Annotated in this window: 24 protein-coding genes and 1 riboswitch; of the genes, 5 read left to right on the top strand and 19 right to left on the bottom strand. The window is 62.4% G+C overall.

Annotation, left to right across the window (positions count from 1 at the left end; translation table 11 throughout):
- Positions 1-341: 341 nt before the first annotated feature.
- From thiE to JAB4_RS05420, 9 genes are all read right to left on the bottom strand, one after another.
- Positions 342-965 (bottom strand): thiamine phosphate synthase, encoded by a 624-nt coding sequence (thiE, locus tag JAB4_RS05460; RefSeq protein ID WP_070222674.1) that lies wholly within the window; start codon positions 963-965, stop codon positions 342-344.
- 10 nt (positions 966-975) lie between these two features.
- A complete protein-coding gene (locus tag JAB4_RS05455; RefSeq protein ID WP_227742097.1) occupies positions 976-1743 on the bottom strand; it encodes a hydroxymethylpyrimidine/phosphomethylpyrimidine kinase in 768 nt (255 codons plus the stop codon).
- On the bottom strand, positions 1740-2531 hold the full coding sequence (locus tag JAB4_RS05450) for a thiazole synthase (protein WP_070222677.1): 792 nt from the start codon (positions 2529-2531) through the stop codon (positions 1740-1742). The genes JAB4_RS05455 and JAB4_RS05450 overlap by 4 nt, the downstream gene beginning before the upstream one ends.
- Before the next feature lie 15 nt (positions 2532-2546).
- Positions 2547-2759 (bottom strand): sulfur carrier protein ThiS, encoded by a 213-nt coding sequence (gene thiS / locus JAB4_RS05445; RefSeq protein ID WP_170846499.1) that lies wholly within the window; start codon positions 2757-2759, stop codon positions 2547-2549.
- 11 nt (positions 2760-2770) lie between these two features.
- On the bottom strand, positions 2771-4684 hold the full coding sequence (gene thiC / locus JAB4_RS05440; RefSeq protein ID WP_070222679.1) for a phosphomethylpyrimidine synthase ThiC: 1914 nt from the start codon (positions 4682-4684) through the stop codon (positions 2771-2773).
- A gap of 79 nt (positions 4685-4763) precedes the next feature.
- Positions 4764-4879, bottom strand: a riboswitch (TPP riboswitch).
- A gap of 108 nt (positions 4880-4987) precedes the next feature.
- On the bottom strand, positions 4988-5245 hold the full coding sequence (locus tag JAB4_RS05435; RefSeq protein ID WP_070222681.1) for a hypothetical protein: 258 nt from the start codon (positions 5243-5245) through the stop codon (positions 4988-4990).
- Between the two features lie 39 nt (positions 5246-5284).
- Complete coding sequence (locus JAB4_RS05430) at positions 5285-6091, bottom strand: response regulator (RefSeq protein ID WP_070222683.1); 807 nt, start codon at positions 6089-6091, stop codon at positions 5285-5287.
- A gap of 28 nt (positions 6092-6119) precedes the next feature.
- A complete protein-coding gene (locus JAB4_RS05425) occupies positions 6120-7859 on the bottom strand; it encodes an ATP-binding protein (RefSeq protein ID WP_070222854.1) in 1740 nt (579 codons plus the stop codon).
- Between the two features lie 215 nt (positions 7860-8074).
- Positions 8075-8815 (bottom strand): Crp/Fnr family transcriptional regulator, encoded by a 741-nt coding sequence (locus tag JAB4_RS05420; protein ID WP_070222685.1) that lies wholly within the window; start codon positions 8813-8815, stop codon positions 8075-8077.
- A 238-nt stretch (positions 8816-9053) separates the two neighbouring features.
- Between JAB4_RS05420 and JAB4_RS05415 the strand changes: the two genes are divergently transcribed.
- Entirely contained in the window at positions 9054-11150 is a 2097-nt protein-coding gene (locus JAB4_RS05415) for an EAL domain-containing protein (protein WP_070222687.1), read from the top strand.
- Positions 11151-11157: 7 nt separating this feature from the next.
- On the opposite strand, the gene JAB4_RS05410 is transcribed toward JAB4_RS05415, so the two are convergent.
- Entirely contained in the window at positions 11158-12198 is a 1041-nt protein-coding gene (locus JAB4_RS05410; RefSeq protein WP_070222856.1) for a porin, read from the bottom strand.
- Positions 12199-12873: 675 nt separating this feature from the next.
- On the opposite strand from JAB4_RS05410, the gene JAB4_RS05405 reads away from it, so the two are divergent.
- From JAB4_RS05405 to JAB4_RS05390, 4 genes are all read left to right on the top strand, one after another.
- Entirely contained in the window at positions 12874-15681 is a 2808-nt protein-coding gene (locus JAB4_RS05405; RefSeq protein WP_070222689.1) for a valine--tRNA ligase, read from the top strand.
- Positions 15682-15796: 115 nt separating this feature from the next.
- A complete protein-coding gene (locus JAB4_RS05400) occupies positions 15797-16264 on the top strand; it encodes a DUF2147 domain-containing protein (RefSeq protein ID WP_070222691.1) in 468 nt (155 codons plus the stop codon).
- Between the two features lie 275 nt (positions 16265-16539).
- Positions 16540-18057 carry an ice-binding family protein gene (locus JAB4_RS30900; RefSeq protein WP_070222693.1) on the top strand — a complete coding sequence of 506 codons (1518 nt, stop codon included), beginning with the start codon at positions 16540-16542 and terminating at the stop codon, positions 18055-18057.
- A 13-nt stretch (positions 18058-18070) separates the two neighbouring features.
- A complete protein-coding gene (locus JAB4_RS05390) occupies positions 18071-19210 on the top strand; it encodes an OmpA family protein (RefSeq protein WP_070222858.1) in 1140 nt (379 codons plus the stop codon).
- A gap of 39 nt (positions 19211-19249) precedes the next feature.
- On the opposite strand, the gene JAB4_RS05385 is transcribed toward JAB4_RS05390, so the two are convergent.
- The 9 genes from JAB4_RS05385 to JAB4_RS05345 all read right to left on the bottom strand — a co-directional run bounded on the left by JAB4_RS05385 (position 19250) and on the right by JAB4_RS05345 (position 26696).
- Positions 19250-19720 carry a YaiI/YqxD family protein gene (locus tag JAB4_RS05385; RefSeq protein ID WP_070222860.1) on the bottom strand — a complete coding sequence of 157 codons (471 nt, stop codon included), beginning with the start codon at positions 19718-19720 and terminating at the stop codon, positions 19250-19252.
- A gap of 32 nt (positions 19721-19752) precedes the next feature.
- On the bottom strand, positions 19753-20808 hold the full coding sequence (ruvB, locus tag JAB4_RS05380) for a Holliday junction branch migration DNA helicase RuvB (protein WP_034749202.1): 1056 nt from the start codon (positions 20806-20808) through the stop codon (positions 19753-19755).
- Positions 20809-20814: 6 nt separating this feature from the next.
- The gene (gene ruvA / locus JAB4_RS05375) at positions 20815-21393 is read right to left on the bottom strand and encodes a Holliday junction branch migration protein RuvA (RefSeq protein ID WP_070222695.1); all 579 of its coding nucleotides are present in this window, start codon (positions 21391-21393) and stop codon (positions 20815-20817) included.
- A gap of 35 nt (positions 21394-21428) precedes the next feature.
- On the bottom strand, positions 21429-21968 hold the full coding sequence (gene ruvC, locus JAB4_RS05370) for a crossover junction endodeoxyribonuclease RuvC (RefSeq protein WP_070222697.1): 540 nt from the start codon (positions 21966-21968) through the stop codon (positions 21429-21431).
- 180 nt (positions 21969-22148) lie between these two features.
- A complete protein-coding gene (purH, locus tag JAB4_RS05365; RefSeq protein WP_070222699.1) occupies positions 22149-23735 on the bottom strand; it encodes a bifunctional phosphoribosylaminoimidazolecarboxamide formyltransferase/IMP cyclohydrolase in 1587 nt (528 codons plus the stop codon).
- 107 nt (positions 23736-23842) lie between these two features.
- Positions 23843-24076 (bottom strand): helix-turn-helix domain-containing protein, encoded by a 234-nt coding sequence (locus tag JAB4_RS05360; RefSeq protein WP_008445162.1) that lies wholly within the window; start codon positions 24074-24076, stop codon positions 23843-23845.
- Positions 24077-24244: 168 nt separating this feature from the next.
- Positions 24245-25297: a tRNA dihydrouridine synthase DusB gene (gene dusB, locus JAB4_RS05355; RefSeq protein ID WP_071650233.1), complete on the bottom strand. Its 1053-nt coding sequence runs from the start codon at positions 25295-25297 to the stop codon at positions 24245-24247.
- Between the two features lie 118 nt (positions 25298-25415).
- The gene (locus JAB4_RS05350; RefSeq protein ID WP_070222701.1) at positions 25416-26060 is read right to left on the bottom strand and encodes a histidine phosphatase family protein; all 645 of its coding nucleotides are present in this window, start codon (positions 26058-26060) and stop codon (positions 25416-25418) included.
- A gap of 3 nt (positions 26061-26063) precedes the next feature.
- Positions 26064-26696, bottom strand: coding sequence for a YbhB/YbcL family Raf kinase inhibitor-like protein (locus tag JAB4_RS05345; RefSeq protein ID WP_070222703.1), 633 nt, complete (start codon positions 26694-26696; stop codon positions 26064-26066).
- Positions 26697-26710: the final 14 nt, after the last annotated feature.

Below are 26710 nucleotides of genomic sequence, written 5' to 3'. Positions count from 1 at the left end.
TCTTTTGCAACCCGCTTGATATGCTGAATGAGAGGACTCATTTTTCTTTGGAAGGACTCTATTGTCGTATTTTAACAACGTAAGCGAACCGTTAAATTGGATTCGCAGACACAATTAACCCACTGGAACACAAAACCCACTTTGTATCCACACTAGGAATTACGGCTTCTAAGACTATTACGTTTGTATCAATTAGGGCGAATTTTCCTTTAAATTCAAAGGGATACTAACCCGCTCCTGCTTCTAATGATTGCCGCATAGCGACGATTTTGCGACCGTGTCGCACTGATGTTCTTATTATATGCCGATTATTGCCCCAAATCAGCCCCGTATGTCCATGCTCATGCCGCGAACAATTGATTGAATTGCTGCACTGCAATGTTCACATCGTCCGCCTCGTATGCATTGTTAAAGACGCTGCTGATGGCCGCCACCATGTCGGCGCCGCGCGCCACAAGCGGCGCCGCGTTCTCCGGCGTCATGCCGCCGATCACCACGCAGGGCAAGGCGATCTCGCGCTTGGCCTGCAGCACGATGTCGAGGGGTGTCGTGACCGGATACTTTTTCACCAGCGACGGATAAAAGCCGCCGAAGGCCACATAGCTGGCGCCGCCGGCCTCGGCCGTCCTTGCCAGAGCCATGTCGCCATAGCAGGAAGCGCCGACGATCTTGTCCTTGCCCAGGCAGGCGCGCACCTGCGCCACGGACGCGTCCAGGCCGCCCACGTGCACGCCATCCGCGTCGAGTTCTTCGCACAGCGCGATAAAGTCATTGATGATGAAGGGCACGCCATACTTGCGGGCCAGGGCCAGCAGGGCGCCCGCCTGCTCGCGCCGCTGCTGCGCCTCGGCGCTCTTGTGACGGTATTGCAGCAGGGCCACGCCGCCGTGCAAGGCCTGTTCCGTGATGTCGAGCAGGCGGTCGGTGTCGTCCCAATTCGGGGTAACCAGATACAGTCCACGCATGATGTTTTCCTTATTGAATGAATCGTTGCGGCATAAGCTGACCTGGCGCAATCGCATACGCGCCGGCCAGGGCCGCATGGCAATAGCTTTGCGCCAGATCAAGCGCTTCAGGCAATGCCTGTCCCAGCGCCAGGCGCGCCGCGATGGCCGAGGCCAGGGTGCAGCCGCTGCCGTGAAATTCTCCGGGCAGGCGCGGCCAGCACCATTCGCGCTCCCCGCCAGCGGCGTCAAACCAGCGGTTGATGATCGTCTGGCCCTCGCCGTGGCCACCCGTCACCAGCACGTGGCCACAGCCTTGCGCGCGCAACGCTGCTTCGCCGCCGAGAGCCAGCGCTTCGGGCCCGTTCGGTACGATCACGGTCGTCACCGGCAGCAAGGGCGCCAGCGCCAGCACGGCATCGTCCCGGCTGAGCACGTCGCCATGGCCGCTGGCCAGCACGGGATCGAGCACCACGGGCAAGTCCGGCCGGCTTTGGCGCAATTGCGCGATCAGCTGCGCGATGACGGCCGCATTCGCGGCGCTGCCCGGGATGCCGATTTTCACGGCGCTGATTACCATCTTGTCGATCAGCGCCAGCGCCTGCCGGCGCAGCCATTCCGGCGCCACCGGCTGCACGCCGAAGACCCTGTCGTTGTCCTGCACCGTCAGCGCCGTGATCACGGGCAAGGCATGCGCGCCCTGCGCGGCAATCGCGACAATATCGGCGGCGATGCCGGCGCCGCCGGACGGGTCGGCGCCGGCAAACACCAGCACCGTCGGCAACGTTGGCCCCGTCACGTCAGGCGACCCGCCATCGGCGACGACGGCGACGCGGCAAATTTGCGCGGCATGCGTCCCGCCAGAAACGCTTCGCGCCCGGCCCGCACGGCCAGCTTCATCGCACGCGCCATGCGCACGGGATCGCGCGCGCCGGCAATGGCCGTATTCATCAGCACGCCATCGCAACCGAGTTCCATGGCGATGGCCGCATCCGACGCCGTGCCCACGCCCGCATCGACGAGCACGGGCACTTTCGCCTGGTCGATGATCAAGGACAAGTTCCACGGATTCAGGATGCCCATGCCCGAGCCGATCAAGGAGGCCAGCGGCATGACGGCCACGCAGCCGATGTCTTCCAGAATCTTCGCCTGGATGGGGTCATCGCTGCAGTAGACCATCACGTCAAAGCCATCCTTGACCAGCGCCTCGGCGGCAATCAACGTTTCCGGCATGTGCGGGAACAGGGTCTTTTCATCGCCCAGCACCTCGAGCTTGACCAGATTGCGCCCGCCCAGCAGTTCGCGCGCCAGCTGCAAGGTGTAGACGGCGTCTTTCGCGTTGTAGCAGCCGGCCGTGTTCGGCAGTATCGTGTACTGGTCCGGCGGCACGAAGTCGAGCAGGCTGGGCGCGTTAGGGTCCTGGCCAATGTTGACCCTGCGGATCGCCACCGTGATGATCTGCGCCTCGGCCGCATCCGTCGCCTCGCGCGTCTGCGGCAAGTCCTTGTACTTGCCGCTGCCCACCAGCAAGCGCGATTGATACTGTTTTCCTGCAATGGTCAGCAGGTCGTTGTTATTACTGTTCATTGCTTTTTCCTTAGTTCAGCCGCCACCGATGGCGCGGACTATTTCCACCTGGTCTTGCGTTTGCAAGACCTGTCCTGGCCACGCCTTGCGCGGCACGACGTTGCGGTTGACGGCCAGCGCCAGCGCCTGGTTTTCCAGCGACAGCGCGGCGATCAATTGATCGAGGGTTTGCCCGGGCGGCACCTGATGCGGCGCGCCGTTGAGCGTGATGGATATCAATGCAGGCATCACGCTCTCCTTCAGACCTTGCGGTACAGCTCGGCGCCGTTCTTGATGAACTCGATGGCCTTGATTTCCATGCCCTGCTGGAGCGCCTTGTCTTCCGCGATGCCCATGCCGGCCGCGTATTCGCGCACTTCCTGCGTGATCTTCATCGAACAGAAGTGGGGGCCGCACATGGAGCAGAAATGCGCCACCTTGGCCGAATCCTTGGGCAAGGTTTCATCGTGGAATTCGCGCGCCTTGTCCGGGTCCAGGCCGATGTTGAACTGGTCGTCCCAGCGGAATTCGAAGCGGGCTTTCGACAGGGCATTGTCGCGGATCTGTGCGCCCGGATGGCCTTTCGCCAGGTCGGCCGCATGCGCCGCAATCTTGTAGGTGATGATGCCATCCTTGACGTCAGCCTTGTTGGGCAAGCCCAGGTGTTCCTTCGGCGTCACGTAGCACAGCATGGCCGTGCCGTACCAGCCGATCATGGCCGCGCCGATGCCGGACGTGATGTGGTCGTAACCGGGCGCGATATCCGTCGTCAACGGTCCCAGGGTGTAGAACGGCGCTTCGCCGCACTGCTCCAGCTGCAAGTCCATGTTTTCTTTAATGAGTTGCATGGGCACATGACCCGGGCCCTCGATCATCACTTGCACGTCGTGCTTCCAGGCAACCTGCGTCAGCTCGCCCAGAGTTTTCAGTTCGCCCAGCTGCGCCTCGTCGTTGGCGTCGTAGATGGAACCGGGGCGCAAGCCGTCGCCCAGCGAGAACGACACGTCGTAGGCCTTCATGATTTCGCAGATTTCCTCGAAATGCGTGTACAGGAACGATTCCTGGTGGTGCGCCAGACACCATTTGGCCATGATGGAGCCGCCGCGCGAGACGATGCCCGTCAGCCGCTTGGCCGTCATCGGCACGTAGCGCAGCAGCACGCCAGCGTGGATGGTGAAATAGTCGACGCCCTGCTCGGCCTGCTCGATCAAAGTGTCGCGGAAGATTTCCCACGTCAGATCCTCGGCCTTGCCATTGACCTTTTCCAGCGCCTGGTAAATGGGCACGGTGCCGATGGGCACGGGGCTGTTGCGCACGATCCATTCGCGCGTTTCGTGGATATGCTTGCCGGTAGACAAGTCCATCACGTTATCGCCGCCCCAGCGGATGGCCCAGGTCATCTTTTCCACTTCCTCGCCGATCGACGAGGTGACGGCGGAATTGCCGATATTCGCGTTGATTTTCACGAGGAAATTGCGGCCGATGATCATCGGCTCGACTTCCGGGTGGTTGATGTTGGCGGGAATGATGGCGCGGCCGCGGGCGATTTCCTCGCGCACGAATTCCGGCGTGATTTCCGCCGGGATGCTGGCGCCGAACGACTGGCCCGGGTGCTGGCGGCCCATCAGGTCGGCCAGGCGCTCGCCCATGGGGCCGGAAGCTTTCAGTTCGCGCAAATACTCCTGGCGGCGCATGTTTTCGCGGATGGCGACGAATTCCATTTCCGGCGTGATGATGCCCTGGCGCGCGTAATGCATTTGCGTAACGTTCTTGCCGGCAATGGCGCGGCGCGGCTTGCGGTGCAAGTTGAAACGCAACTCGGCCAGCTTCGGGTCCGCCAGGCGGGCGATGCCGTAGTCGGAGGTGGGGCCGGGCAATTCTTCCGTGTCGGCCCGCTCCATGATCCACGGCAGGCGCGGCGTATCGAGGCCCGAGCGGATGTCGATCCGCACGTCCGGGTCCGTGTAAGGGCCGGAGGTATCGTAGACGTAGATCGGCGGATTCTTTTCGCCGCCGAACGATGCTTCCGTGTCGGACTGGCTGATCTCGCGCATGGGTACGCGGATGTCGGGGCGGCTGCCCTGCACGTAGATCTTGCGCGAATTGGGCAGCGGCGCGATGGCGGCTTCGTCGACCGTGGCGGTGGCGGAGAGGAATTTCGGGTTGGCGTTCATTTTGGCTCCTTGGCTAGACTATTTTTAAGCCTGGAGCCAGCTAAGGAGGTTCGGAATTACGCACGCGGAAAAGCGGGGTGCGTTCATCCTAAAGCTTCCCTTCGCTGGCATTATCCAGATCAGGTTCGGAGGGTATTTCTCACCCGCGCTTGCACTGTGTTTCCACAGCGAAAGGCAGGACCCCTAGCGTTTGCCGCCTTGCGGCAGCGAGCCAATTATACGCGGTTCGCGCCGCGTGGCCAGATGATTTCTTGCAGGTGTCGTCTTTGCGCACCTGCTGCAATGCAGCAGATGCCGGCACGCTTATTTCTTCTTGCCCCAGCGCCAGGCGGTCGGTTCGCCCTTCAGCTGGCAGATGAAAATGAGCACGGCGACGATGGCCGCTTCATACACGATGTAGCCAACCAGCATGGTTTGCGGCGGGAACAGGAAGGCGCCGCAGGCGAACAGCGCCAGCGCGGCCAGGAACACCAGCCAGCCCTGCCAGGTGATGGGCAAGCCCCAGCCCCAGCCATAGGTCTTGGCGGGAAACCAGTATTGCGGTGGTGATTTGTCAGCCATGATGCTTTCCTTGTCGATGTGGATAGCACCAAGTATAAATCACGCCCCTCGCAAGCGCTCCGTGACATCGAGGCCGATGCCGCGGTAGCCGATGAAGCGGCTGCCATTGTCGAACATCGGTTCGCCGCTGACCTGCAGATACTGCGTGCTGCCGTCGAGGTTGGCGCGGCTGTAGATGAAATCGAGGAACGGTTCGCGCGCGGCAATTTTTGCGTCGAGCAAGGCGCGCTCGGCGGCATTCCAGCGCTGCGGCTCTTCCTCGCTGCCGATGCCCAGCATCTCGGCCACGGGGCCGGAAAAGCGCGTCAAATTGCCCTGTGCATCCTGTTCCCAGTACCAGTCGGAAGACAGTTCCGTGAAGCGCTGGAAGCGCGCTTCGCTTTCGCGCAGCTCCGCCGTGCGATCTTCCACCATCTGTTCCAGCGACTTGTTGTATTCGGCCAGCTTCTGGTACAGCAAGCGCACTTCCAGCATGTTGTGGATGCGCGTCTTGACTTCCACCAGGTCGAAGGGCTTGCTGACGAAATCCTTGGCGCCCGCTTGCAGCGCGCGCAGCTTGTGGCCGGGCTGGGCCGTGATCACCAGCACGGGCAGATAGCTGCCCGCCTCGAGATCGCGCAAGCCTTCCATGACTTCGAAGCCATCCATTTCCGGCATCTGCAAGTCGAGCAGGATCAGGTCGTAGCGGTGCTGCTGATGCAGCGCGCGCACGGCTTGCGGGTCCATGGTGGACGTGATGCGCGTGTAGCCGGCATTGCGCAGCACCTGTTCGAGCAGCATGACGTTGGCCTCCTGGTCATCGACGATGAGGATGCTGGCGTTCAGGATCTCGGTGGCTTGAAGCATGGCGGTATTCCTAAAATTGATTGCTGAATTAGCGTATTGCGTGAGTGTCGTCGGCCAGGCCGTGCGCGGCCGCATGGTGCAGGGCTACATCGAGCGCATCCATGAACTCGACCACCTTGATCGGCTTGGTGAGATAGCGGAAGAAGCCCGCTTGCAAGCCTTTTTCGATGTCGCGCGGCACGGCATTGGCCGACAAGGCCATGACGGGGATGTGGCTGGTGAGGGGATCATCATGCAGGATATGCAGCGCGCCATAGCCGCTGATGCCGGGCAGGTTGATATCCATCAAGATCACGTCGGGCTGATAGGTGCGCGCCAGGTCGATGCCCAGATGCGCATCGATGGCCGTCAGCAGTTTCAAGTCGCTGCGGCGGGCGATCAATTGCTCGACCAGCGCCAGGTTGGCGGGATTGTCTTCCACGTACAGCAAAGTGCGCTGGCTTTCCTGCGGTTCCTGCACCTGCGGCAGCGCATCGCCGTCGCCCAGCACCAGTTCCGGTGCGCTGCTGGCGGCCAGCTCGAACCAGAACGTGGTGCCCACGCCGACGGTGCTGTCGACGCCGATGGTGCCGCCCATCAATTCGACCAGTTGCTTGGTGACGACCAGGCCGATGCCCGTGCCCTCTTCCGTGCTGTTTTCCTGTCCCAGGCGATTAAACGGCTGGAACAGCTGCGCCACCTGGGCCGCGTCGAGGCCGGCGCCGCTGTCGCGCACGCTCACGCGCACGCGCTCGCCATGCCGGCTGCATTCGACGGTGACGGCGCCGCCGCCCTGGTTGTACTTGATCGCGTTCGACAGCAGGTTGATCATCACCTGTTTCACGCGCGTGCGGTCCGCATGCACATAGAACGCCTTGCCGCAGCGGGGGAAATGCATGCGGATGCCGCGCTTTTCCGCCTGCGGCGCGATCATGGCCTGGCAATCCTGCAGCACGTCGAGCAGCGACATCGCTTCCTGCGACAGGGTGACCTTGCCCGATTCGATCATGGCCAGGTCGAGAATTTCATTAATCAAGCGCAAGAGATACCAGCCGCCCTTGAGGATTTGCTCGATCGAGCGCTGCTGCGGCGGGCTGGGCGGCGGCACGTCGGACGCCATGAGCTGGGCAAAGCCCAGCACGGCATTCAAGGGCGTGCGCAATTCATGGCTCATGCTCGACAGGAATTCGGACTTGGCGCGGTTGGCCTTTTCCGCCACCAGTCGCGCCTTTTTCAACTCGGCATTATTGGTCTCGACCAGCGAGCGCGTATACGCCTGCTGTTCGCGCAGGCGCTGATCCAGCAGCGCCTGTTCCGCCTCGACCTGCTTGCGCACCGTGTTATCGGTGCCGATCAGCAGATAGCCGATGACCTTGCTCTGCGCGTCGCGCAAGGCCGTCACGGAGACGATGGCGGGGAAGCGGCTGCCATCCTTGCGGATGTGGGTCAGCTCATAGATGTCTTCGATGCCGCGCGTGGCCTTGAACACGAGCGCTTCCACGCCCGGCGTGATGACGGTGTCGAGCTCGGCGCTGAGGGCGGCGGCGCGGGTGACGATTTCTTGCGCGTCGGAAATACCGGCCGGCGTCAGTTTGTCGACCACGTCGCTGGCTGCGTAGCCGAGCATGCGTTCGGCGCCCACGTTGAAGATCTGGATCACGCCCTGCGCATCGGTGGCGATGCACGAGAAATTGGCGCTGTTGAAAATCGCATCCTGCAAGGCGCCCGCCTTGAGCAGCTGGCGCGGCAGGCTGGCCGACACCGTGCGCCGGTACAGCGCCACCAGCATCAGCAACAGCAGGCATACCAGGGCCTCGATCAGGATCGCCGCATCAAAAGGCGGCGCGCGCCAGGCCAGCACGCCGATGACCACCAATACGATGGCGCTGAACGAGAATGCCAATGTCATGGGCCAGCGCGAAGGGGCGCGAGTAGGGTGATTTTCAACTGAGTACATAGGTAGCCTGGGCTAGGACAATAATAAAAGAGAGGGAAATGCGGCGTTTAGCGGCCTTGGCGCTGGCGCACGTCCGACAGCAGGCGCGTGAATTCCTTCTTCACGACGCCATAGCATTCGCACACATGGCCTTCGAGGCCGGCGCGGTCCAGCACGGAGATATGGCCACGCCGGTAGCTGATGAAGCCGCGCGTCTGCAATCGCCCCGCCGCTTCCGTGACGCCTTCGCGGCGCACGCCCAGCATGTTGGCGATGAGTTCCTGCGTCATGGTCAGCTCGCGGTTCGGCAGGCGGTCCATGGTCAGCAGCAGCCAGCGGCACAGCTGCTGCTCCACCGTATGGTGGCGGTTGCACACGGCCGTTTGCGACATTTGCGTGATCAGCGCTTGCGTATAACGCAGCAGCAAACGCATGACGGGGCCGGCGCGGTCGAACTCTTCCATCAGCAGGTGGGCCTTGAGCCGGTAGCCGACGCCGCCTGTCTGCACGACGGCGCGGCTCGGTGTCGAGTTGCCGCCCATGAACAGCGACACGCCCACGATGCCCTCGTTGCCGACGCCGGCGATCTCGGACGAGCCGCCGTTTTCCAGCAGGTAATGGATGGAAACGATGGCCGTGGTGGGGAAGTATACATACTGCAGCTTGTCGCCCGAGTCGTAGATCACATCGCCCAGCAGCATGGAGACTTGCTCCAGATGGGGAGCCAGGCGCGCGAAATCGGCGTCGAGCATGGCGGCGAGTAAATGGTTTTGATTCGGGTTGTGCAGCTGGGCATGCGGACTCGACATGGGCAGTTTTCCTGGTTTCCAGTCGTCAGCTAGGGAGAGAAGTGAAAGACGTCCGAACGAGGGGCGCCATATGCAGCAGCGTAACACAGCGCCTGCACAGTGGCCCGACTATATTTCTTGCAAGCATGCTTGTCCGTTCGCCAGCGAACGGACCCCGCGGCGCCTGCCGCCCTACAGTCAGTCACTGCCAGAGCTGCCGGATCATGGATCGGCGCCGGCGCTGCTACCGGACGCCATCATGCAATCATTCTTCAAACGTATCTCCATTTCCGTCTCCATCTCGGCCCTGATCACCCTGACGGTCGGGCTGTGCCTGACGGCCCTGTGCTACGCCTCGGCACGCCAGATCGAGTCGGAAAGCAGCAAGCTGTTGCTGCAGTACTACGCCAGCGGGCATACGCTGGGCGCGGCCCTGCTGCCGGCCAAAGGCATGGCGCCCGATGCCAACCATCGCGGTTCGCTGTATGTGCTGCTGGGCGGACTGCTGTCGAGCCTGCTGGCAACGGCCTATGTATACCAGCTGGTGTCGCGCAATTTCGTGATTGCCCGCATCACGGGCGAACGCACGGCGGCGCTGCAGTTTGCCAATTTGCGCCTGTCCGAAGACATCGCGGCGCGCATGCGCAATGAAAAGTCGCTGCGTTTGCGCGAACGCATCATCGAAGTGTCGGCCAACGCCATCATCCTGTGCAGCGCCGACGCACCCGGCTACCTGATCGAATACGTCAATCCCGCCTTCGAGCGCATCACCGGCTATGCGGCCGGCGAAGTCATCGGCCAGCGCCTGGAAGACTTGCAGGGTCCGGAGCAGGGGCGGCAAGACATGCATCAGATTACGGCCGCACTGCGCGAACAGCGCGAAGGCAAGGCCATCGTGCGCAATTTCCGCAAGGATGGCAGCACTTATTGGAGCGAGCTGTTCGTCGCGCCCGTGCGCGACGATGGCGATGGCGCCGTCAGCCACTTTGTCGTGGCGCAATACGACATCAGCACCGTCATGCGCTTCGAGCAGGAACTGGAATTCCAGGCCCGGCACGATATCCTGACGGGGCTGGCCAACCGCGCCCTGCTGCGCGAACGGCTGGAACAGGCGATGGCCGTGACGCGGCGCAGCGGCCAGCCCCTGTGGGTGGTGTTCATCGATCTCGACCGCTTTAAATTCGTCAACGACACCCTGGGCCACGATGCGGGCGACCTGGTGCTGAAAAACGTGGCCGAGCGCCTGCGCGACGCCACGCGTGAAGTCGACACGGTGGCACGCCTGGGCGGCGACGAATTCGTGCTGCTGTTGCCACAGCATGGCGCTGGCGAACCGGGCGCCGCCATCCTGCAGCGCATCCAGGACGCCGTGGCGCAGCCGCTGCAACTGGGCGAATATGAATTTTTTCTCAGCTGCTGCATGGGCGTGGCCGTGTATCCCGACGATGGCCAGAATGCCGACACCTTGATCAAGCACGCCGACATCGCCATGTACCGCGCCAAGGAACAGGGACGGGGCCACTGGCAATTCTATGCCTCGGGCATGAATTCAGGCACCCTGGAACAACTGGGACTCGAGAGCGAATTGCGCCACGCCCTGGAACGCGGGCAGTTTCACCTCGAATACCAGCCCCAGCTGGATCTGGCCAGCGGCGCGGTGGTGGGCATGGAAGCGCTGCTGCGCTGGCAACATCCGCAACTGGGGCGTATTCCACCTGCCAGCTTCATCGGCCTTGCCGAGGAAATGGGCTTGATCACGCCCATCGGCGACTGGGTCCTGCGCACGGCGTGCGCCCAGACACGCGCCTGGCAGCTGGCAGGCCATGGTCCGCTGCGCCTGGCCGTGAACCTGTCGGCACGACAATTCAAGCAAAGAAATCTGCTGCACGCTGTGGCACAGGCGCTGGCCGAGACAGGTCTCGACGCCGCCCATCTGGAACTGGAATTAACGGAAAGCATGGTCATGCATAACGTGGAGCAAGCCACCGCCATCATGGCCAACCTGAAGGCGCTGGGCGTGCAACTGTCCATCGACGACTTCGGCACCGGCTATTCCAGCCTGGCCTACCTGCGCCACTTCCCCATCGATGTATTAAAGATCGACAAAACCTTCGTCAGCGACATCACGCACAGCGACGACGATGCGGCCATCGTGCGCGCCATTATTTCGCTGGCGCACAGTCTGCGCCTGAAAGTGATCGCCGAAGGCGTGGAAACGGCGCAGCAGCTGGCCTTCCTGCGCCAGCATGGCTGCGACCAGATGCAGGGCTATCTGTTCAGCCGCCCCTTGGCCGCGCCCGCCTTTGAAGAATTATTACGCCAAGGCAGCATGTTGCCTGCCCTGGCGATGGGTTGACCAGGCGTTAAAACGCGTGGCGCAAGCCGACGTTGAAGGCGCGGTTGCCCGTGCCCACTTCCGTGGCATTGCCCACCATGTAGGCGGCGTCGTTGCGGTTGCGGATATGCGCGTAGGCAAGATACACCTTGCTGCGCTTGGACAAGGCGTACGTGGCGCCGATGGCCAGCTGCTGCGCATCGCGGTTGGCGCTGTCGCGGTCATCCTTGCGCAGATACGAGGCCAGCAAAGTCGTCGCGCCCAGCGGCACGGAGACGCCAACGATGGCGTCGCGGCTGTCGTTCGACGCGGTGGGCGCCTGCGCCGCGCCATATGGGTTTTCCGCGAAGAACATTGAGCTGCCCTCGCCCGTGTTGCGGCCATAGCCGGCAAACGCCGTGGCCACGCCAAAGTTGTAGTTACCGGCCAGAATCGTGTTGTTCGCGTCGGCCTTGCCCGGCTCGCCCGCACGGCTCTGGCGCGCCAGGCGCAAGGTCAACGGACCGTTGACATAGCCGAGGGCCAGACCCAGCGAGCGCTGGTCCGCCGCCACACCCGTGTGTTCGCCGGCGCCATACATGACGGTGCCCGTCACGCCGCGCCATTCCGGCGAGGTGTAGCGCACGGTATTGTCGATGCGCGTGGCCGAATAGCCGGCCAGGTTGGTCGCCGCGCCGGCATAACCGCCTTCGAACGGGTCGGCCACGTCGGTCAAGGCCTGGCTTTGCAGGTTGTACTGGCGGCCCACGGTCAGCATGCCCAGCGGGCTGTCGAGGCCGACAAACGCCTGGCGGCCGAACAATTGCCCCGCCTGGTCCGAGCGGCCCGTATCGCCCTGCACGCCCGCTTCCAGGGTGAACACGGCTTGCCAGCCATTGCCCAGCGACTCCGTGCCGCGCAGGCCCAGGCGCGAGCCGGCCGATATGCCACTGGTGAGCTTGCTGATGCCGCCTTCCTGTACCAGGCCCGCGTCCATCAGACCATAGACATCAACGGACGACTGGGCTTGGGCGGCAGGCAAGGCGCCCAGAGTGGTGGCAAGACCGGCAACGATGGCGATTTTTTTCATGATGATTTCCTTGTAAAAGCGAAACCAGGAAAGCGGCGGCCACGGCAAGGCCACAGGCGGCAAGGCGCCAAGCGGGGTGTGCCGTATCAAAAGACGACGCGCCGGACAACAGATCCTGGCTAAGCTGTGGCGGCAGCGGCGTGCAATGACGTGCCGCTTTGATTCCGCCGTGAATGGTGCACCGCTGGCGGTGCGCGTGGCTCAGGCGCCCGGCCCGAAGGGGACGCGCTGAAGGTGGCTGGCATCGCAGATGCGCTGGCCGTGAGACGCGGACGGGTGCTGGATATGAAACGTTGATACCACCGCGTCTGCTGGCGCCGTCCGCAAGGATGGGGCAGGAGGCGCCGAGGCCGGCATTATAGCATCGGCCGCCCTTTCTCCCCCGTTTTATTGCGCCCTCTGTTGTTAAGTAACCCCCAATAAATTATTGTAATTTCTGACTTCCATAACCGGCGCTCTGCGGCGTTGCCCGCTGCTAGCAGTGCTCGCACTGCGTCGCGGCTGGCGCCTTGCATAGCATCCGGTTCTGTTTGTCATAATTTCACAATAATTTCCTGAGGATTACTTAGTTCGCGGCCCGCCAGGCCGCCAAAACACTGAAAAAGGCCGCTTGCCACGCTGCAGGCGTTGCCGCGTCATCTATAATGGTTCCTTTTGCCAATCACACGCCAAATCATGGAATTAGCCAAGTCTTTCGAGCCCGCCGACATTGAACAATTCTGGCGCACCGAGTGGGAACAGCGCGGTTACTTTACCGCCACCCTCGATGCCGGAAAACCTTCCTTCAGCATCCAGTTGCCGCCGCCGAACGTCACCGGCACCTTGCACATGGGCCATGCGTTCAACCAGACCATCATGGATGGCCTGACACGCTACCACCGCATGCTGGGCCACAACACGGCCTGGATTCCCGGCACCGACCACGCGGGCATCGCCACGCAAATCGTCGTGCAACGCCAGCTGGACGCGCAAAAGATTTCGCGCCATGACCTGGGCCGCGAAAAATTCGTGGAAAAAGTGTGGGAATGGAAAGAAAAATCGGGTTCCATCATCACCGGCCAGATGCGCCGCCTGGGCGCTTCGGCCGACTGGCAGCGCGAATACTTCACGATGGATGAACCGCGCTCGAAAGTCGTCACCGACGTCTTCGTGCGCCTGTTCGAGCAGGGCCTGATCTACCGCGGCAAGCGCCTCGTCAACTGGGACCCCGTGCTGGGCACGGCTGTCTCCGACCTGGAAGTGGTGTCGGAAGAAGAAGACGGCTCCATGTGGTACATCAAATACCCGCTGGCCGACGGCAGCGGTTTCCTGACGGTGGCCACCACGCGTCCTGAAACCATGCTGGGCGACGTGGCCGTGGCCGTCGATCCGACGGACGAGCGCTACACGGCGCTGGTGGGCAAGATGCTCAAACTGCCGCTGACGGACCGCGAAATCCCCATCATTGCCGACGAATACGTCGACAAGGAATTCGGCACCGGCTGCGTGAAGATCACCCCGGCGCACGACATGAACGATTACGCCGTCGGCCAGCGCCACAAACTGGCGCAGATCGTCATCCTGACCCTGGACGCGAAGATCACCGACGACGCGCCGGAAGCGTATCGCGGCATGGACCGCTTCGCCGCGCGCAAGCAGATCGTCGCCGACCTCGACGCGCAAGGCTTGCTGGAACAGGTCAAGCCGCATAAATTGATGGTGCCGCGCGGCGACCGTACGGGCGTCGTCATCGAGCCGATGCTGACGGACCAGTGGTTCGTCGCCATGAGCAAACCGGCCCCGGAAGGCACTTTCTTCCCGGGCAAGTCGATCGCCGAGACGGCGCTGGACAAGGTCGCCAACGGCGAAATCAAGTTCGTGCCGGAAAACTGGAGCACCACCTACAACCAGTGGCTCAACAACATCCAGGACTGGTGCATCTCGCGCCAGCTGTGGTGGGGCCATCAAATCCCGGCCTGGTACGACGACAAGGGCAATATCTTCGTTGCCAAGACAGAAGCGGAAGCCATCGCCAAGGCGCAGGCCGCCGGCAGCACGGGCCCCTTGAAACGCGACGACGACGTGCTCGACACGTGGTTCTCGTCGGCCTTGGTGCCGTTCTCGACGATGGGTTGGCCTGAAGAAACGCCGGACATGAAGGCCTTCCTGCCGTCGTCCGTGCTGGTCACGGGTTTCGACATCATCTTCTTCTGGGTCGCGCGCATGGTCATGATGACGGCGCACTTCACGGGCAAGGTCCCGTTTGAAACCGTCTACGTGCACGGCCTGGTGCGCGATTCGACGGGGCAGAAGATGTCCAAGTCGAAGGGCAACACCCTGGACCCGATCGACCTGATCGACGGCATCGACCTGGAAGGCTTGATCGTCAAGCGCACCACGGGCCTGATGAACCCGCGCGACGCGGAAAAGATCACCAAGGCGACGCGCAAGGAATTCCCGGAAGGCATTTCCGCCTACGGCACGGACGCCGTGCGCTTCACCATGGCCAGCTATGCCTCGCTGGGCCGCAACATCAACTTCGACCTGGGCCGCTGCGAAGGCTACCGCAACTTCTGCAACAAGATGTGGAACGCCACCCGTTTCGTCATGATGAATACGGAAGGCAAGGATTGCACGCCGAACGACGCCGACCTGTCGCAAGCGGACAAGTGGATCATCTCGCTGCTGCAAAAAGCGGAACTGGACGTGGCCAAGGGCTTTGAAGACTTCCGTTTCGACAATATCGCCGCCACCATCTACAAGTTCGTCTGGGACGAGTATTGCGACTGGTACCTGGAAGTAGCCAAGGTGCAAGTGCAACAGGGCACGGAAGGCCAGCAGCGCGCCACCCGCCACACCCTGCTGCGCGTGCTGGAAGTGGTGCTGCGCCTGGCCCACCCGATCATCCCGTTTGTCACGGAAGCGCTGTGGCAGACGGTGGCGCCGCTGGCCGGCAAGACCCTGAAAGTTGAGGGTGATTCGATCATGATGCAGCCGTATCCGATCGCCAACACCGACAAGATCGACGAGTCGGCCGAAGCGTGGATGCAGCAGCTGAAGGCCTTGACGGACGCGACGCGCAACCTGCGCGGCGAAATGCAGATCTCGCCATCCGTGCGCGTGCCGCTGATCGTCGAAGCGGGCAATGCGGCGGAAAAAGCTGCGCTGGCGTCGTACGCACCGTACATCCAGTCGCTGGGCAAGCTGGCTGAAGTGCAGATCGTCGATGCGCTGCCGGACTCGCCGGCCGCCGTCGCCATCGTCGGCACCACCAAGCTGATGCTGAAAGTGGAAATCGACGTGGCGGCCGAACGCGAGCGCCTGGGCAAGGAAATCGCCCGCATCGAAGCGGAAATTGCCAAAGTAAACAGCAAATTAGGCAATGAAAGCTTCGTCGCGCGCGCCCCGGCCGCCATCGTTGCGCAAGAAAACGAGCGTTTGCTCAGTTTTTCGGCGACAATTGAAAAACTGCGCGAACAGTTTGCTAAACTAGCCAGCGCATAAGGCAGGTTTGGAAGGATTGCGCGGCGTTATCCGTGACGCCGCGCAGCACCGCTGGTCTTGCCTTGGTATATAAACTGTTCGTGACCCGATCAAAAAAAACCATTGGAGACTAGCGATGCATAAAGTATTCACAGCAAGCATTCAAGCAAGCGTACTGGTGGCCGCCCTGGCCATCGCCGGCAGCGCCATCGCGCGCGATGACAACCACACCCCTGTCGGCACCTGGAAAACCATCGACGATGCCAGCGGCAAGCCGAAATCCCTCGTCGTCATCACGGAAAGCAACGGCGTCTTGCAAGGCAAGATCGACAAGCTGTTCCGCGCCCCGAATGAAGAGCAAAATCCGAAGTGCGACAAGTGCACGGGCGCCAACAAGGACCAGCCCATCGTCGGCCTGGTGATCCTGTCCGGCCTGAAATATGACGGCAAGGAATGGACGGGCGGCGAAATCATGGACCCGGCCAATGGCAAGACCTACAAGAGCAAGGCCGAACTGATTGAAGGCGGCACCAAGCTGCAAGTGCGCGGCTATGTCGGCGTGCCGATGTTTGGCCGCTCGCAGACGTGGGTACGCGAAGACTAAGCAGCACACGTATGCCCTGTCGAAGCCGGCCGCTGCGCCGGCTTTTTTGTGTCTGTATTCCGCACACGGCCGTTGTTTTCCAAGCCGAATCGCTCGCGTTTGCGCCATTTTCCTACCAAAGGCAGGCTATGCGCGCCACCGAACATACTTGAAGTTTCCTAAATGAAATAGTGCATGCCTGTGACGCCATCGCCTGTAGCGAAAAGCGGCATGGCTCTGCCGGATGACCTCATCCGCGGATGCCCGGCAATGATTGCCATGCACAAAGGAACTATATGAACCTCTTCAAGCGATATCTGAACCCGCTGCTCGTCTCGGCAGGTTTGCTGGCCATGGCCGCCCTTGCCGGTTGCGGCGGCGGCGACCAGGGACGCGATCCCATCCTCGGCTTGCCGGGCGCCACCTTGTCCAGCCTGGCCGTCACGCCAGCCACGGCCACGGTCGCCATCGGTGCGGCCCAGCAATTCACGGCCATTGCCACGTATAGCGACGGCTCGTCGCAAGACGTCAGCGCCAAGGCGGCCTGGGCGTCGGCCACACCGGCCAGCGCGTCAGTCAATGCCGCCACAGGCTTGAGCACCGGCATCGCTGCCGGCAACAGCAACATCAGCGCCGCGTTTGGCGGCAAGAGCGCAGCGGCCCAGTTGACCGTCACGCCAGCGACCTTGCTGGCTATCGCCGTCACGCCGCAAAGCCCCATCGTGCCCGTCGCCGCGACGCGCCAGCTGGCCGTCATTGCCACCTACTCGGACAACAGCACGGCTGACGTCACGGCCAGCAGCAGCTTCCTTGCCGTCACGCCCGCTTTCGCCACCGTCGCCAGCGGCGGCCTCGTCACCGGCGTTGCCTTTGGCACCAGCGTCATGAACGCCAGCTTCAACGGCAAGACGGCCAGCACCACCATCTCCGTGCCTTCCGCCAGCATCGTCAGCATCGCCGTCACGCCGGCCACCGCCAGCATCGCTGTGGGCGCCACGCAGCAATTCATTGCCACCGCCACTTATTCCGACAGCTCGAACGCCATTGTCACCAACAGCGCCGCCTGGACCTCGGGCACCGTTGCCAACGCCACGGTACTGAACACGGGCATCGCCACCGGTGTTGCCACCGGCACCAGCAGCATCACCGCCACGGCCGGCGGCCAGTCGGGCAGCGCGCTGCTGACCGTCACGGCAGTGGCCATCCCGCCCGTCCTGAACCCGATCTTCCTGGGCCGCGCGGCACCTTTCGGCGTGCTGGCAGGTACCTCGATCACGAACAATTCGGGCGGCACCACGCTGATCACGGGTGACGTCGGCTCACCTTCGCAAACGGTCGATCCGACCCAGGCGGCTGGCTATACCAACTACAAGTCGGGTGCCATCCTGGCCGGCGCCATGACCGACCTGCAAGCGGCGATCACGGACGGCAACAGCCGCAGCTGCGACGTCAGCTTTGCCGGCGGCATCGACCTGGGCGGCCAAACCTTCGGTCCCGGCGTGTACTGCTATGCGGGCGCCATCAGCATCACGGGCACCCTGACCCTGAACGGTCCCGGCGTGTACATCTTCCGCACGGCGCTGACCCTGAACTCGACCGTCAACTCGGTGGTTGCCCTGAATAATGGCGCCACGGCCGACAACGTCAGCTGGCTGCCCGTCGGCCCCACCACCCTGGCCGCCAACAGCGTCTTCAAGGGCAATATCCTGGGCCAGTCGGCCGCCATCACGGTGGGCGACAACACGACCTTGCTCAATGGCCGCGTGCTGACGGCCGCCGCCGTTACCCTGCGCAACAATCAGATCACCAAATAATCGGGACATGACCATGACTATCGCACACACACTGGGCGCCCTGAGCGTAATGACCGGCGCCTTGCTGGCGGCCCAATCGGCGCAGGCGCAGGACAATACCTTCATCAACCCGGACTGGGCCAACAGCGCCTGGTACATCGGCGCAGGCGTGGGCCAGTCGCGCGCCACCATCGACGAGCCTCGCCTGCGCGCCAGCCTGGCCGCCAACGGCGACACCGTCACCGGTTTCAGCAAGGACCAGCGCGACACCGGCTATAAACTGTTTGTCGGCCGCCAACTGAACCAGTATGTCGCCGTGGAAGCCGGTTACTTTGACCTGGGCAAGTTCGATTTCAAGTCGACCACCAGCGGCAACGGCGTACTGAACGGACAAGCGGCCTTTCGCGGCGTAAACCTGGACTTGTTGGGCCAGCTGCCGCTGTCGCAGCGCCTGTCGTTGCTGGGCCGTGTCGGCATGCACTACACCAAGACCAACACGGAATTCAGCGGCAACCGCCTGCTGGGTTCGAGCAATACCCATGCCAGCGAACGCAAGCTCAACGCCAAGCTGGGCCTGGGCCTCGAATACAAGTTCAGCGAAGCGCTGGCCCTGCGCGGCGAAGTCGAGCGTTATCGCCTGAACGACGCCGTCGGCAACCGCGGCGATGCGGACCTGTATTCCGTCAGCCTCGTGTATAAACTGGGCCGTCCGGCCAGCGCCACGCCCGCCTACCAGCCGGCGCCCGAGGTCGCGCCCGTCGTCGCCATGCCGGCACCGGTGATCGAGGCCAAGCCGGCGCCAGCCCCCGTGTCGGAAAAAGTGTCGTTTGCTTCCGAAGCGCTGTTTGATTTCGATCAATCGACGCTCAAGCCGCAAGGCAAGGCGGCACTGGACCAGCTGCTCGGTCAATTGACGGGCATGGACCTGGAAGTCATCGTCACGGTCGGCCATACGGATGCCGTCGGTCCGGATGCCTACAACCAGAAGCTCTCCTTGCGCCGCGCCGAAGCCGTCAAGGCTTATCTGGTGGCGCAGGGTGTCGAGACGAGCCGCGTCTACACGGAAGGCAAGGGAGAAACGCAGCCCGTGGCCGACAACACGAGTGCCGCCGGCCGCGCCAAGAACCGCCGCGTGACGGTGGAAGTCGTGGGCACGCGCAAAGTCATGCGTTAAGTTTGACGCGCACAAAAAAACCGGCGCAAGCCGGTTTTTTTACGTCTGCGGCGCTGCCGGCTTGCGGTGATGCTTGCTCAGATGCCGGTCCAGGCTGTTGGCAAACTGTTGCCGGTCAGACCGGCTGAAGGCGGCCGGGCCGCCCGTGTCGACGCCGCCGCTGCGCAATTCCTCCATGAAGGCGCGCATCGTCAGTTGCTGGGCGATATTATCTTTCGTATAAAACTCGCCGCGCGGGTTCAGCGCGAAACCGCCCTTGGCCAGCACGTCGGCCGCCAGCGGGATGTCGCCCGTGATGACGAGGTCGCCGGGATTGAGCAGCCGCACGATTTCCTGGTCGGCCACGTCGGCGCCGGACGGCACTTGCACGGTGCGGATGAAACGCGAGGGCGGCACCCGCAAACCCTGGTTGGCGACCAGGGTGAGCGGCAACTCCAGGCGGTCGGCGACTCTGTACAAAATTTCCTTGATGACGACGGGACAGGCATCGGCGTCGATCCAGATCTGCATGCCCACGCTCGCTTGCTCACCCGCTTCCGCCATCACAGTTCCCACGCTTCGCCGCCCGGGCCCATGCGCGGCGCGCTGACGCCGAAGTGCAGGTAAGCGGCCGGCGTGGCGACACGGCCACGGGGCGTGCGCTGCAAGAAACCTTGCTGTATCAGGTACGGTTCCAGCACATCTTCGATGGTATCGGCCGCTTCGCCGATGGCGGCGGCCAGATTGCCGATGCCGACGGGGCCGCCGCCGAACTTGAACAGCACGGCTTCGAGCAATTTACGGTCCATCACGTCGAAACCGGCGGAATCGACGTCCAGCATGGCCAGCGCGCGGTCAGCCACCACCTTGGTGATCTCGCCATTGCTTTTGACTTCCGCGAAATCGCGCACGCGGCGCAGCAGGCGGTTGGCGATGCGGGGCGTGCCGCGCGCGCGCTGGGCAATCTCATGCGCGCCTTCCGGGTCGATCGGCGCTTTCAGCAGGGCCGCGCTGCGCGTGACGATCTTCGTCAGCTCACCCGTGTTGTAGAACTCCAGCCGGGCGACGATGCCGAAGCGGTCGCGCAGCGGATTGGTCAGCATGCCGGCGCGCGTGGTGGCGCCCACTAATGTAAACGGCTGCAGATCGAGTTTCACGGAACGGGCGGCCGGGCCTTCGCCGATCATGATATCGATTTGATAATCCTCAAGCGCCGGATACAAAATCTCTTCCACGACAGGCGACAGCCGGTGGATTTCATCGATGAACAGGACGTCGTTCGCTTCCAGGTTCGTCAAAATCGCCGCCAGGTCGCCCGGACGCTCGAGCACGGGGCCGGAGGTCTGGCGCAGATTGACGCCCATTTCGCGCGCGATGATGTGCGCCAGGGTCGTCTTGCCCAAGCCAGGCGGGCCGAACAGCAAGGTATGGTCGAGCGCTTCCTTGCGCTGGCGCGCGGCCGTAATGAAAATTTCCAGCTGGTCGCGGATCTTTTCCTGTCCCACGTACTCGTCGAGCTGCTTCGGGCGCAAGGCCCGTTCGATCGCCTCTTCGTTGTGCGAGATGGGCGCCGCGTCGATGATGCGCTGTTCCGTGAAGCTGTCGGTCTGGATGCTCATGCCCTATCAGCCTTTCGACAGCGCTTTCAGCGCCAGTTTGATGCCGTCCGACACGCCGCTGCCGGCCGGCACGTTTTTCACGGCGGCCAGCGCTTCCTTGTCGGAATAGCCGAGCGCGACCAGCGCATTGAGGATGTCCGATTGGGCATCGGGCGCCGCGTGCGCGCCGCCGGCGCCGATATCGGCCCCCAGCTTGCCCTTCAATTCCAGCAGCAGCCGTTCGGCCGTCTTCTTGCCGATGCCAGGCACTTTCACCAGGCGGCCGGAATCCTGCAAGGTAATGGCTTGGGCCAGGTCGGCAATCGTCATGCCCGAGAGAATCGACAAGGCCATGCGCGCGCCCACGCCCGTGATCTTGATCAACTGGCGGAACACGGCCCGCTCGGCCGCATTGCCGAAGCCAAACAGCAGGTGCGCATCTTCGCGGATGGCCTGGTGCGTGAACAGCACGACTTTTTCGCCCACGTGGGGCAGGTTGTAAAAGGTGCTCATCGGCACATCGACTTCATAGCCGACGCCCTGGCAATCGACCAGCAATTGTGGCGGATTTTTTTCAAGCAAAATACCGGAGAGACGGCCTATCATCGCGTGTTCCTAATGTTAAATTTCAGATTGATGCTTTATCCAACGAGGCGGCCGCGCTTCATGCGCAAGCCCTGCAATTGCGGCGCCAGCGCGCCGAGCATGGCCAGCGCATCGATGCTGTTGGCGTGGCAAATGGCCACGCCCAGCGCATCGGCCGCATCCGTACCGGGTAAACCAGGCAAGGACAACAGGCGGGATACCATCTCCTGCACCTGCTCCTTGGCCGCCTTGCCGTGGCCCGTGACGGCCTGTTTCACTTGCAGGGCCGTGTATTCGGCCACCGACAGGTCGGCGTGGACCAGCGCGCAAATGGCCGCGCCGCGCGCCTGGCCCAGCAGCAAGGTCGATTGGGGGTTGACGTTGACAAACACTTTTTCGATGGCCGCGCAATCGGGCTGGTAGGTGCCGACGATTTCGCTCACGCCCCGCAAGATGATCTTCAGGCGCGGCGGCAATTCCCCTTCGGAACCCGTCTTGACGGTACCCGACGCGATATAGCGCAGCTTGTTGCCGTGTTTTTCAATGACCCCAAAGCCGGTCGTGCGCAGGCCAGGATCGATGCCAAGAATAATCATCGCCAGATTCTATAATGAATACGGCAGGCACCGGTGAATAACCAGTGCCTGCCGCTGAGTACCTTATCGAGAGCTGTAGGTCGGATTAGCGGTACGCGTAATCCGACATGCGTCGCCAACTGCGCTTGTCGGATTACGCGCGGCCTTCGGCCCCGCTAATCCGACCTACTCTCTTCACTATCAATGACGGAAGTGACGCGTTCCGGTATACAACATGACGACGCCGCGCTCGTCCGCCGCATCGATCACTTCCTGGTCGCGCATGGAGCCGCCCGGGTGGATCACGCAGGTCGCGCCCGCGTCGACGACAACGTCGAGGCCATCGCGGAACGGGAAGAAGGCGTCCGACGCCACCACGGAACCGGTCAGCGACAGGCCCGCGTTTTGCGCCTTGATGGAAGCGATGCGGGCCGAGTCGATACGGCTCATCTGGCCTGCGCCCACGCCCAGGGTCATGTTATTGCCGCAGAAAACGATGGCGTTCGACTTGACGAATTTCGCCACTTTCCAGGCGAACATCAGGTCGGCCAGTTGCTGCGGCGTCGGCTGCAGCTTGCTGACCACGCGCAAGTCGCCGATGCCGACGTTTTTCGCGTCCGGCGATTGCACCAGCAAGCCGCCACCGACGCGCTTGAAGTCCATGGCGTGCACGCCGCTGCCCAGCGGGATTTCCAGCATGCGCACGTTTTGCTTGCTCGACAGAATCTGTTTCGCTTCGGCGGAGAACGACGGGGCGATCAGCACTTCCACGAACAGCTTGGCGATTTCGCCGGCGGTGGCGCCGTCGAGTTCGGTATTAAACGCGATGATGCCGCCGAATGCGGAGGTCGGGTCCGTCTGCAGGGCGCGCGCGTACGCTTCCGCCGCGTTCTTGCCCAGAGCCACGCCGCACGGGTTCGCATGCTTGACGATGACGCAGGCGGCGCTTTGCTCGAAGCCGCCCATGCTCTTCACGCATTCCCAGGCCGCATCGGCATCGGCGATGTTGTTGTACGACAATTCCTTGCCCTGCAGCTGACGGTAGTTGGCCAGCGCGCCATCGGTGGTGACGAGGTCGCGGTAGAAGGCGGCGCTCTGGTGCGGGTTTTCGCCGTAGCGCATGTCTTGCACTTTCTCAAATGCAACGTTCAGGATTTGCGGGTAAGCGCCGCGCTCGGCGTGCACCTTCGTCGGGCCCAGGCTGGTCAGGTAGTTGGTGATGGCGCCGTCGTATTGCGCCGTGTGCGCAAAGACTTTTTTCGCCAGCATGAACTTGGTGTCATAGCTGACGTCGCCGGCCTGGCCATCGGCCGAGCGCATTTCCGCCAGCACCGCGTCGTAGTCGGTCGGGTCGCAGATGACGACCACATCCTTGTGGTTCTTGGCCGCCGAACGCAGCATGGTCGGGCCGCCGATATCGATGTTTTCGATCGCGTCTTCCAGCGTGCAATCGGCCTTGGCGACCGTGCCCTGGAACGGGTACAGGTTGACCACCACCATGTCGATGGTCGGCATGTCGTGCTCGACCAGTTTCGACATGTGCTCAGGGAAATCGCGGCGCGCCAGGATACCGCCGTGCACTTTCGGGTGCAGGGTCTTCACACGGCCATCGAGCATCTCCGGGAAACCCGTGTAATCGGCAACTTCCGTGACAGGAACACCGTTGTCTGCCAGCAATTTGGCGGTGCCGCCGGTGGACAGGAGGTTGACGCCGAGGGCGGACAGGGCGCGGGCGAAGTCGAGAACGCCGGTCTTGTCGGAAACGGAGAGGAGAGCTTGTTTGATCATGGCTGTGGCTAGGTGGTTAAGTGTTCTTGGCGAATGGCGCAGCAATCAGCTATCAGGCCGGGCCCGCTGCGGCGGATTCAAATCTTGGCGTCACTTGCATGCCGGCATTACAGCAAACCGTGCTCCTGCAATTTCTTGCGCAGGGTATTGCGGTTGATGCCCAGCATCTGCGCGGCGTGCGACTGGTTGCCATCGGCGCGTGTCATCACGACTTCCAGGATGGGCTTTTCCACGGTCAGCACGACCATGTCGTAGATATTCGATGCTTGCTGTTCGCCCAGGTCATTGAAGTAATCTTCTAGACTTTTCTGTACGACTTCCTGAATGCTTTCTTTGCTCATTTTTATGCTTCAACCGGCTGAACACCTGGCCATCCGGCGCCGCGCCGCTCATGCGGTCCGCGTGCTGCCCTCTTGCCTCGGTGTTGTAATTAATATTGCATGACGCTCTGTATAGGCGTTCGCCCTTGTACTGCTGCTAACTGATTTACCCTGCTTGTTGCTATCTGCTCATGCTGCCGTGGCCGCAGGTTTGATCGCATCGATCAGGCCACTTTCACTGGATTCGGCGAGGCGGTATTGTAACCGTTCGCCAAATTTCCATTGCGACTCAAAAAATTGATCGACGGCCAGCAACTGCGCATCCGTCGACTCCAGCAAGTTCATTTCCTGGCGGAACGCTTCGCCGCCTTCCAGATCCTTGACGTACCAGCCGATGTGCTTGCGCGCCGTGCGCACGCCGAGAAACTCGCCATAAAACGCATAATGGGCGCGCAAATGCTCGTCCATCAAGGTCCGCACTTCATCCACATACGGCGCCGGCAACAAGGTGCCGGTGCGCAGGAAATGGTCGATCTCGCGGCAAATCCACGGCCGGCCCTGCGCCGCGCGGCCGATCATGACGGCATCGGCGCCCGTTTGATCGAGCACAAAACGGGCCTTTTCCGGACTGGTAATGTCGCCGTTGGCCACCACGGGAATGCCCACCGATGCTTTCACGGCGGCAATCGTTTCATATTCGGCATCGCCCTTGTAGCCATCGGCACGCGTACGGCCGTGCAGGGTCAGCATCTGGATGCCCGCTTGCTCGGCGATGCGGGCGATGGTCAGGGCATTCTTGTTGGAACGGTTCCAACCCGTGCGAAACTTCAGGGTGACGGGCACGTCGACGGCGTTGACGACGGCGTGCAGGATCTTTTCGACCAGGCTTTCATCTTGCAGCAGGGCCGAACCGCACCAGCTGTTGCACACCTTTTTGACGGGGCAACCCATGTTGATGTCGATGATCTGCGCGCCCCTGTCCACGTTGAACTTGGCGCAGTCGGCCAGGTCTTGCGGATCGGCGCCGGCGATCTGCACGGCTTTCGGCTCCATTTCGCCGTCGTGATCCGTGCGGCGCGCGCTTTTTTCCGTTGCCCACAGGCGCGGATTCGACGCCGCCATCTCCGACACGGCATAGCCGGCACCCAGCTGCTTGCACAACTGGCGGAAAGGCCGATCCGTCACGCCCGCCATGGGAGCGACGAAAACATTGTTGCGCAGAATGTGAGGGCCGATTTGCACTGAAGAACCTGGAATGGACGGAGGAACCTGCTATTTTAACCGATTCCCTGCCTATTTAATAAGCACTATTTTTTTGGATCAGTGCGTCAGAGTGAGGATGGCGCCGCTTAGGGCACTCTTACCCCAGCTCGTCCATCGCGGGCGCGCTCAGGTGCTCGATATTTCCCCAGTGCACTAAATGCAGCTTGCCGTCCGCATACGAGAAGCGGTTGACGCTGGCATTCTTGACCTGGAAGTCGCGCGGACTGTCGAGCGTCATGCCGACCGCCTCGCGGTAAGCGCACTCGAGCACGCCGCCGTGCGCCACGATGGCGATCGTCTGGCCGTCATAGCGTTCGGCCCAGCGGGCGATGGCGCCATTCGCGCGTGCGTAAAACTGGCGGAAGCTCTCCGCGTCGCGCTCGCCCGACGGCATCACGGCGTCGATCTGGCGCGATTGCCATTGCGCATACTCGTGCGGATAGCGCGCGGCGATGTCCGCATACAGCAAGCCTTCGAAAGCGCCATAGCAGCGCTCGCGCAGCAAGGGGTCGGTCTGCACGGGTAAATCTTTCAACTGAGCAACGGCTTGCGCCGTCTGCTGCGCGCGCTGCAGATCGCTGGCGATGATGGCGGCCAGTGCTTCGTCGGCCAGCGCCTGCCCCAGCGCGGCCGCTTGCGCCAGGCCCGCCTCGTTCAGGGCGATGTCGATATGGCCCTGCAGGCGGCGGCCCGCATTCCAGGCCGTTTCGCCATGGCGTATCAATAAAATCGTGGTGCTCATGCGTTATTTCTTCAGGGTAAGTGCCAACTCGGGGTTGAGCGAGTAGGCGACGACGAGCTGGACTTCGTCGAGGATGTGGCCGTAGAGCGCGGCATGGGCTTGCTGCCCCGTAAAACGCTCGGGCAGCTCCAGGCGCGGCACGTCGAGCGCATACAGGCGGAAAATATAGTGGTGGATGCGCTCGTCATTCCACGGCGGGCACGGGCCATCATAGCCGTAATAATCGCCGGCCATGGCGGCGTCGCCGGCAAACCAGCCCGTGTAGTCGTTGATGCCCTGGCGCAGTCCAGTACCTGCAGCCTTGCCGCGCGGCGTGATGCCGCTGGAAAATTCGCCGGCGGCAATAGCACGCATGGCGGGCGACAAGTCGAGCAAACTCCAGTGATAAAAGTCGCCGCGCAGCGCCGTCAGCGGCAGGGACTGGTCGTCGCGGTTGGCCAGGCGGGCGTCTTGCGGCGCATCGGAATCGATGCAGAACAGGGCCAGCGACTCGGTGCCGTTGGGCACCTCGTCCCAGGCCAGATGGGGATTGCGGTTGCCGGCGAGGCGCACGCGGCTGGCCGGATCGATCTCGGCAAAAGCATAGTCGGCCGGCATCAGGCCGCCATCACGAAACGTCTCGCTCCATAATTTCATCGCTTGCTCCTCTT

It is taken from the genome of Janthinobacterium sp. HH102 (assembly GCF_001758625.2).
Taxonomy (GTDB): Bacteria; Pseudomonadota; Gammaproteobacteria; order Burkholderiales; family Burkholderiaceae_D; genus Janthinobacterium.
Note: the sequence above shows the minus strand (reverse complement) of the source record. Positions and strands in the feature narration are given on the sequence as shown.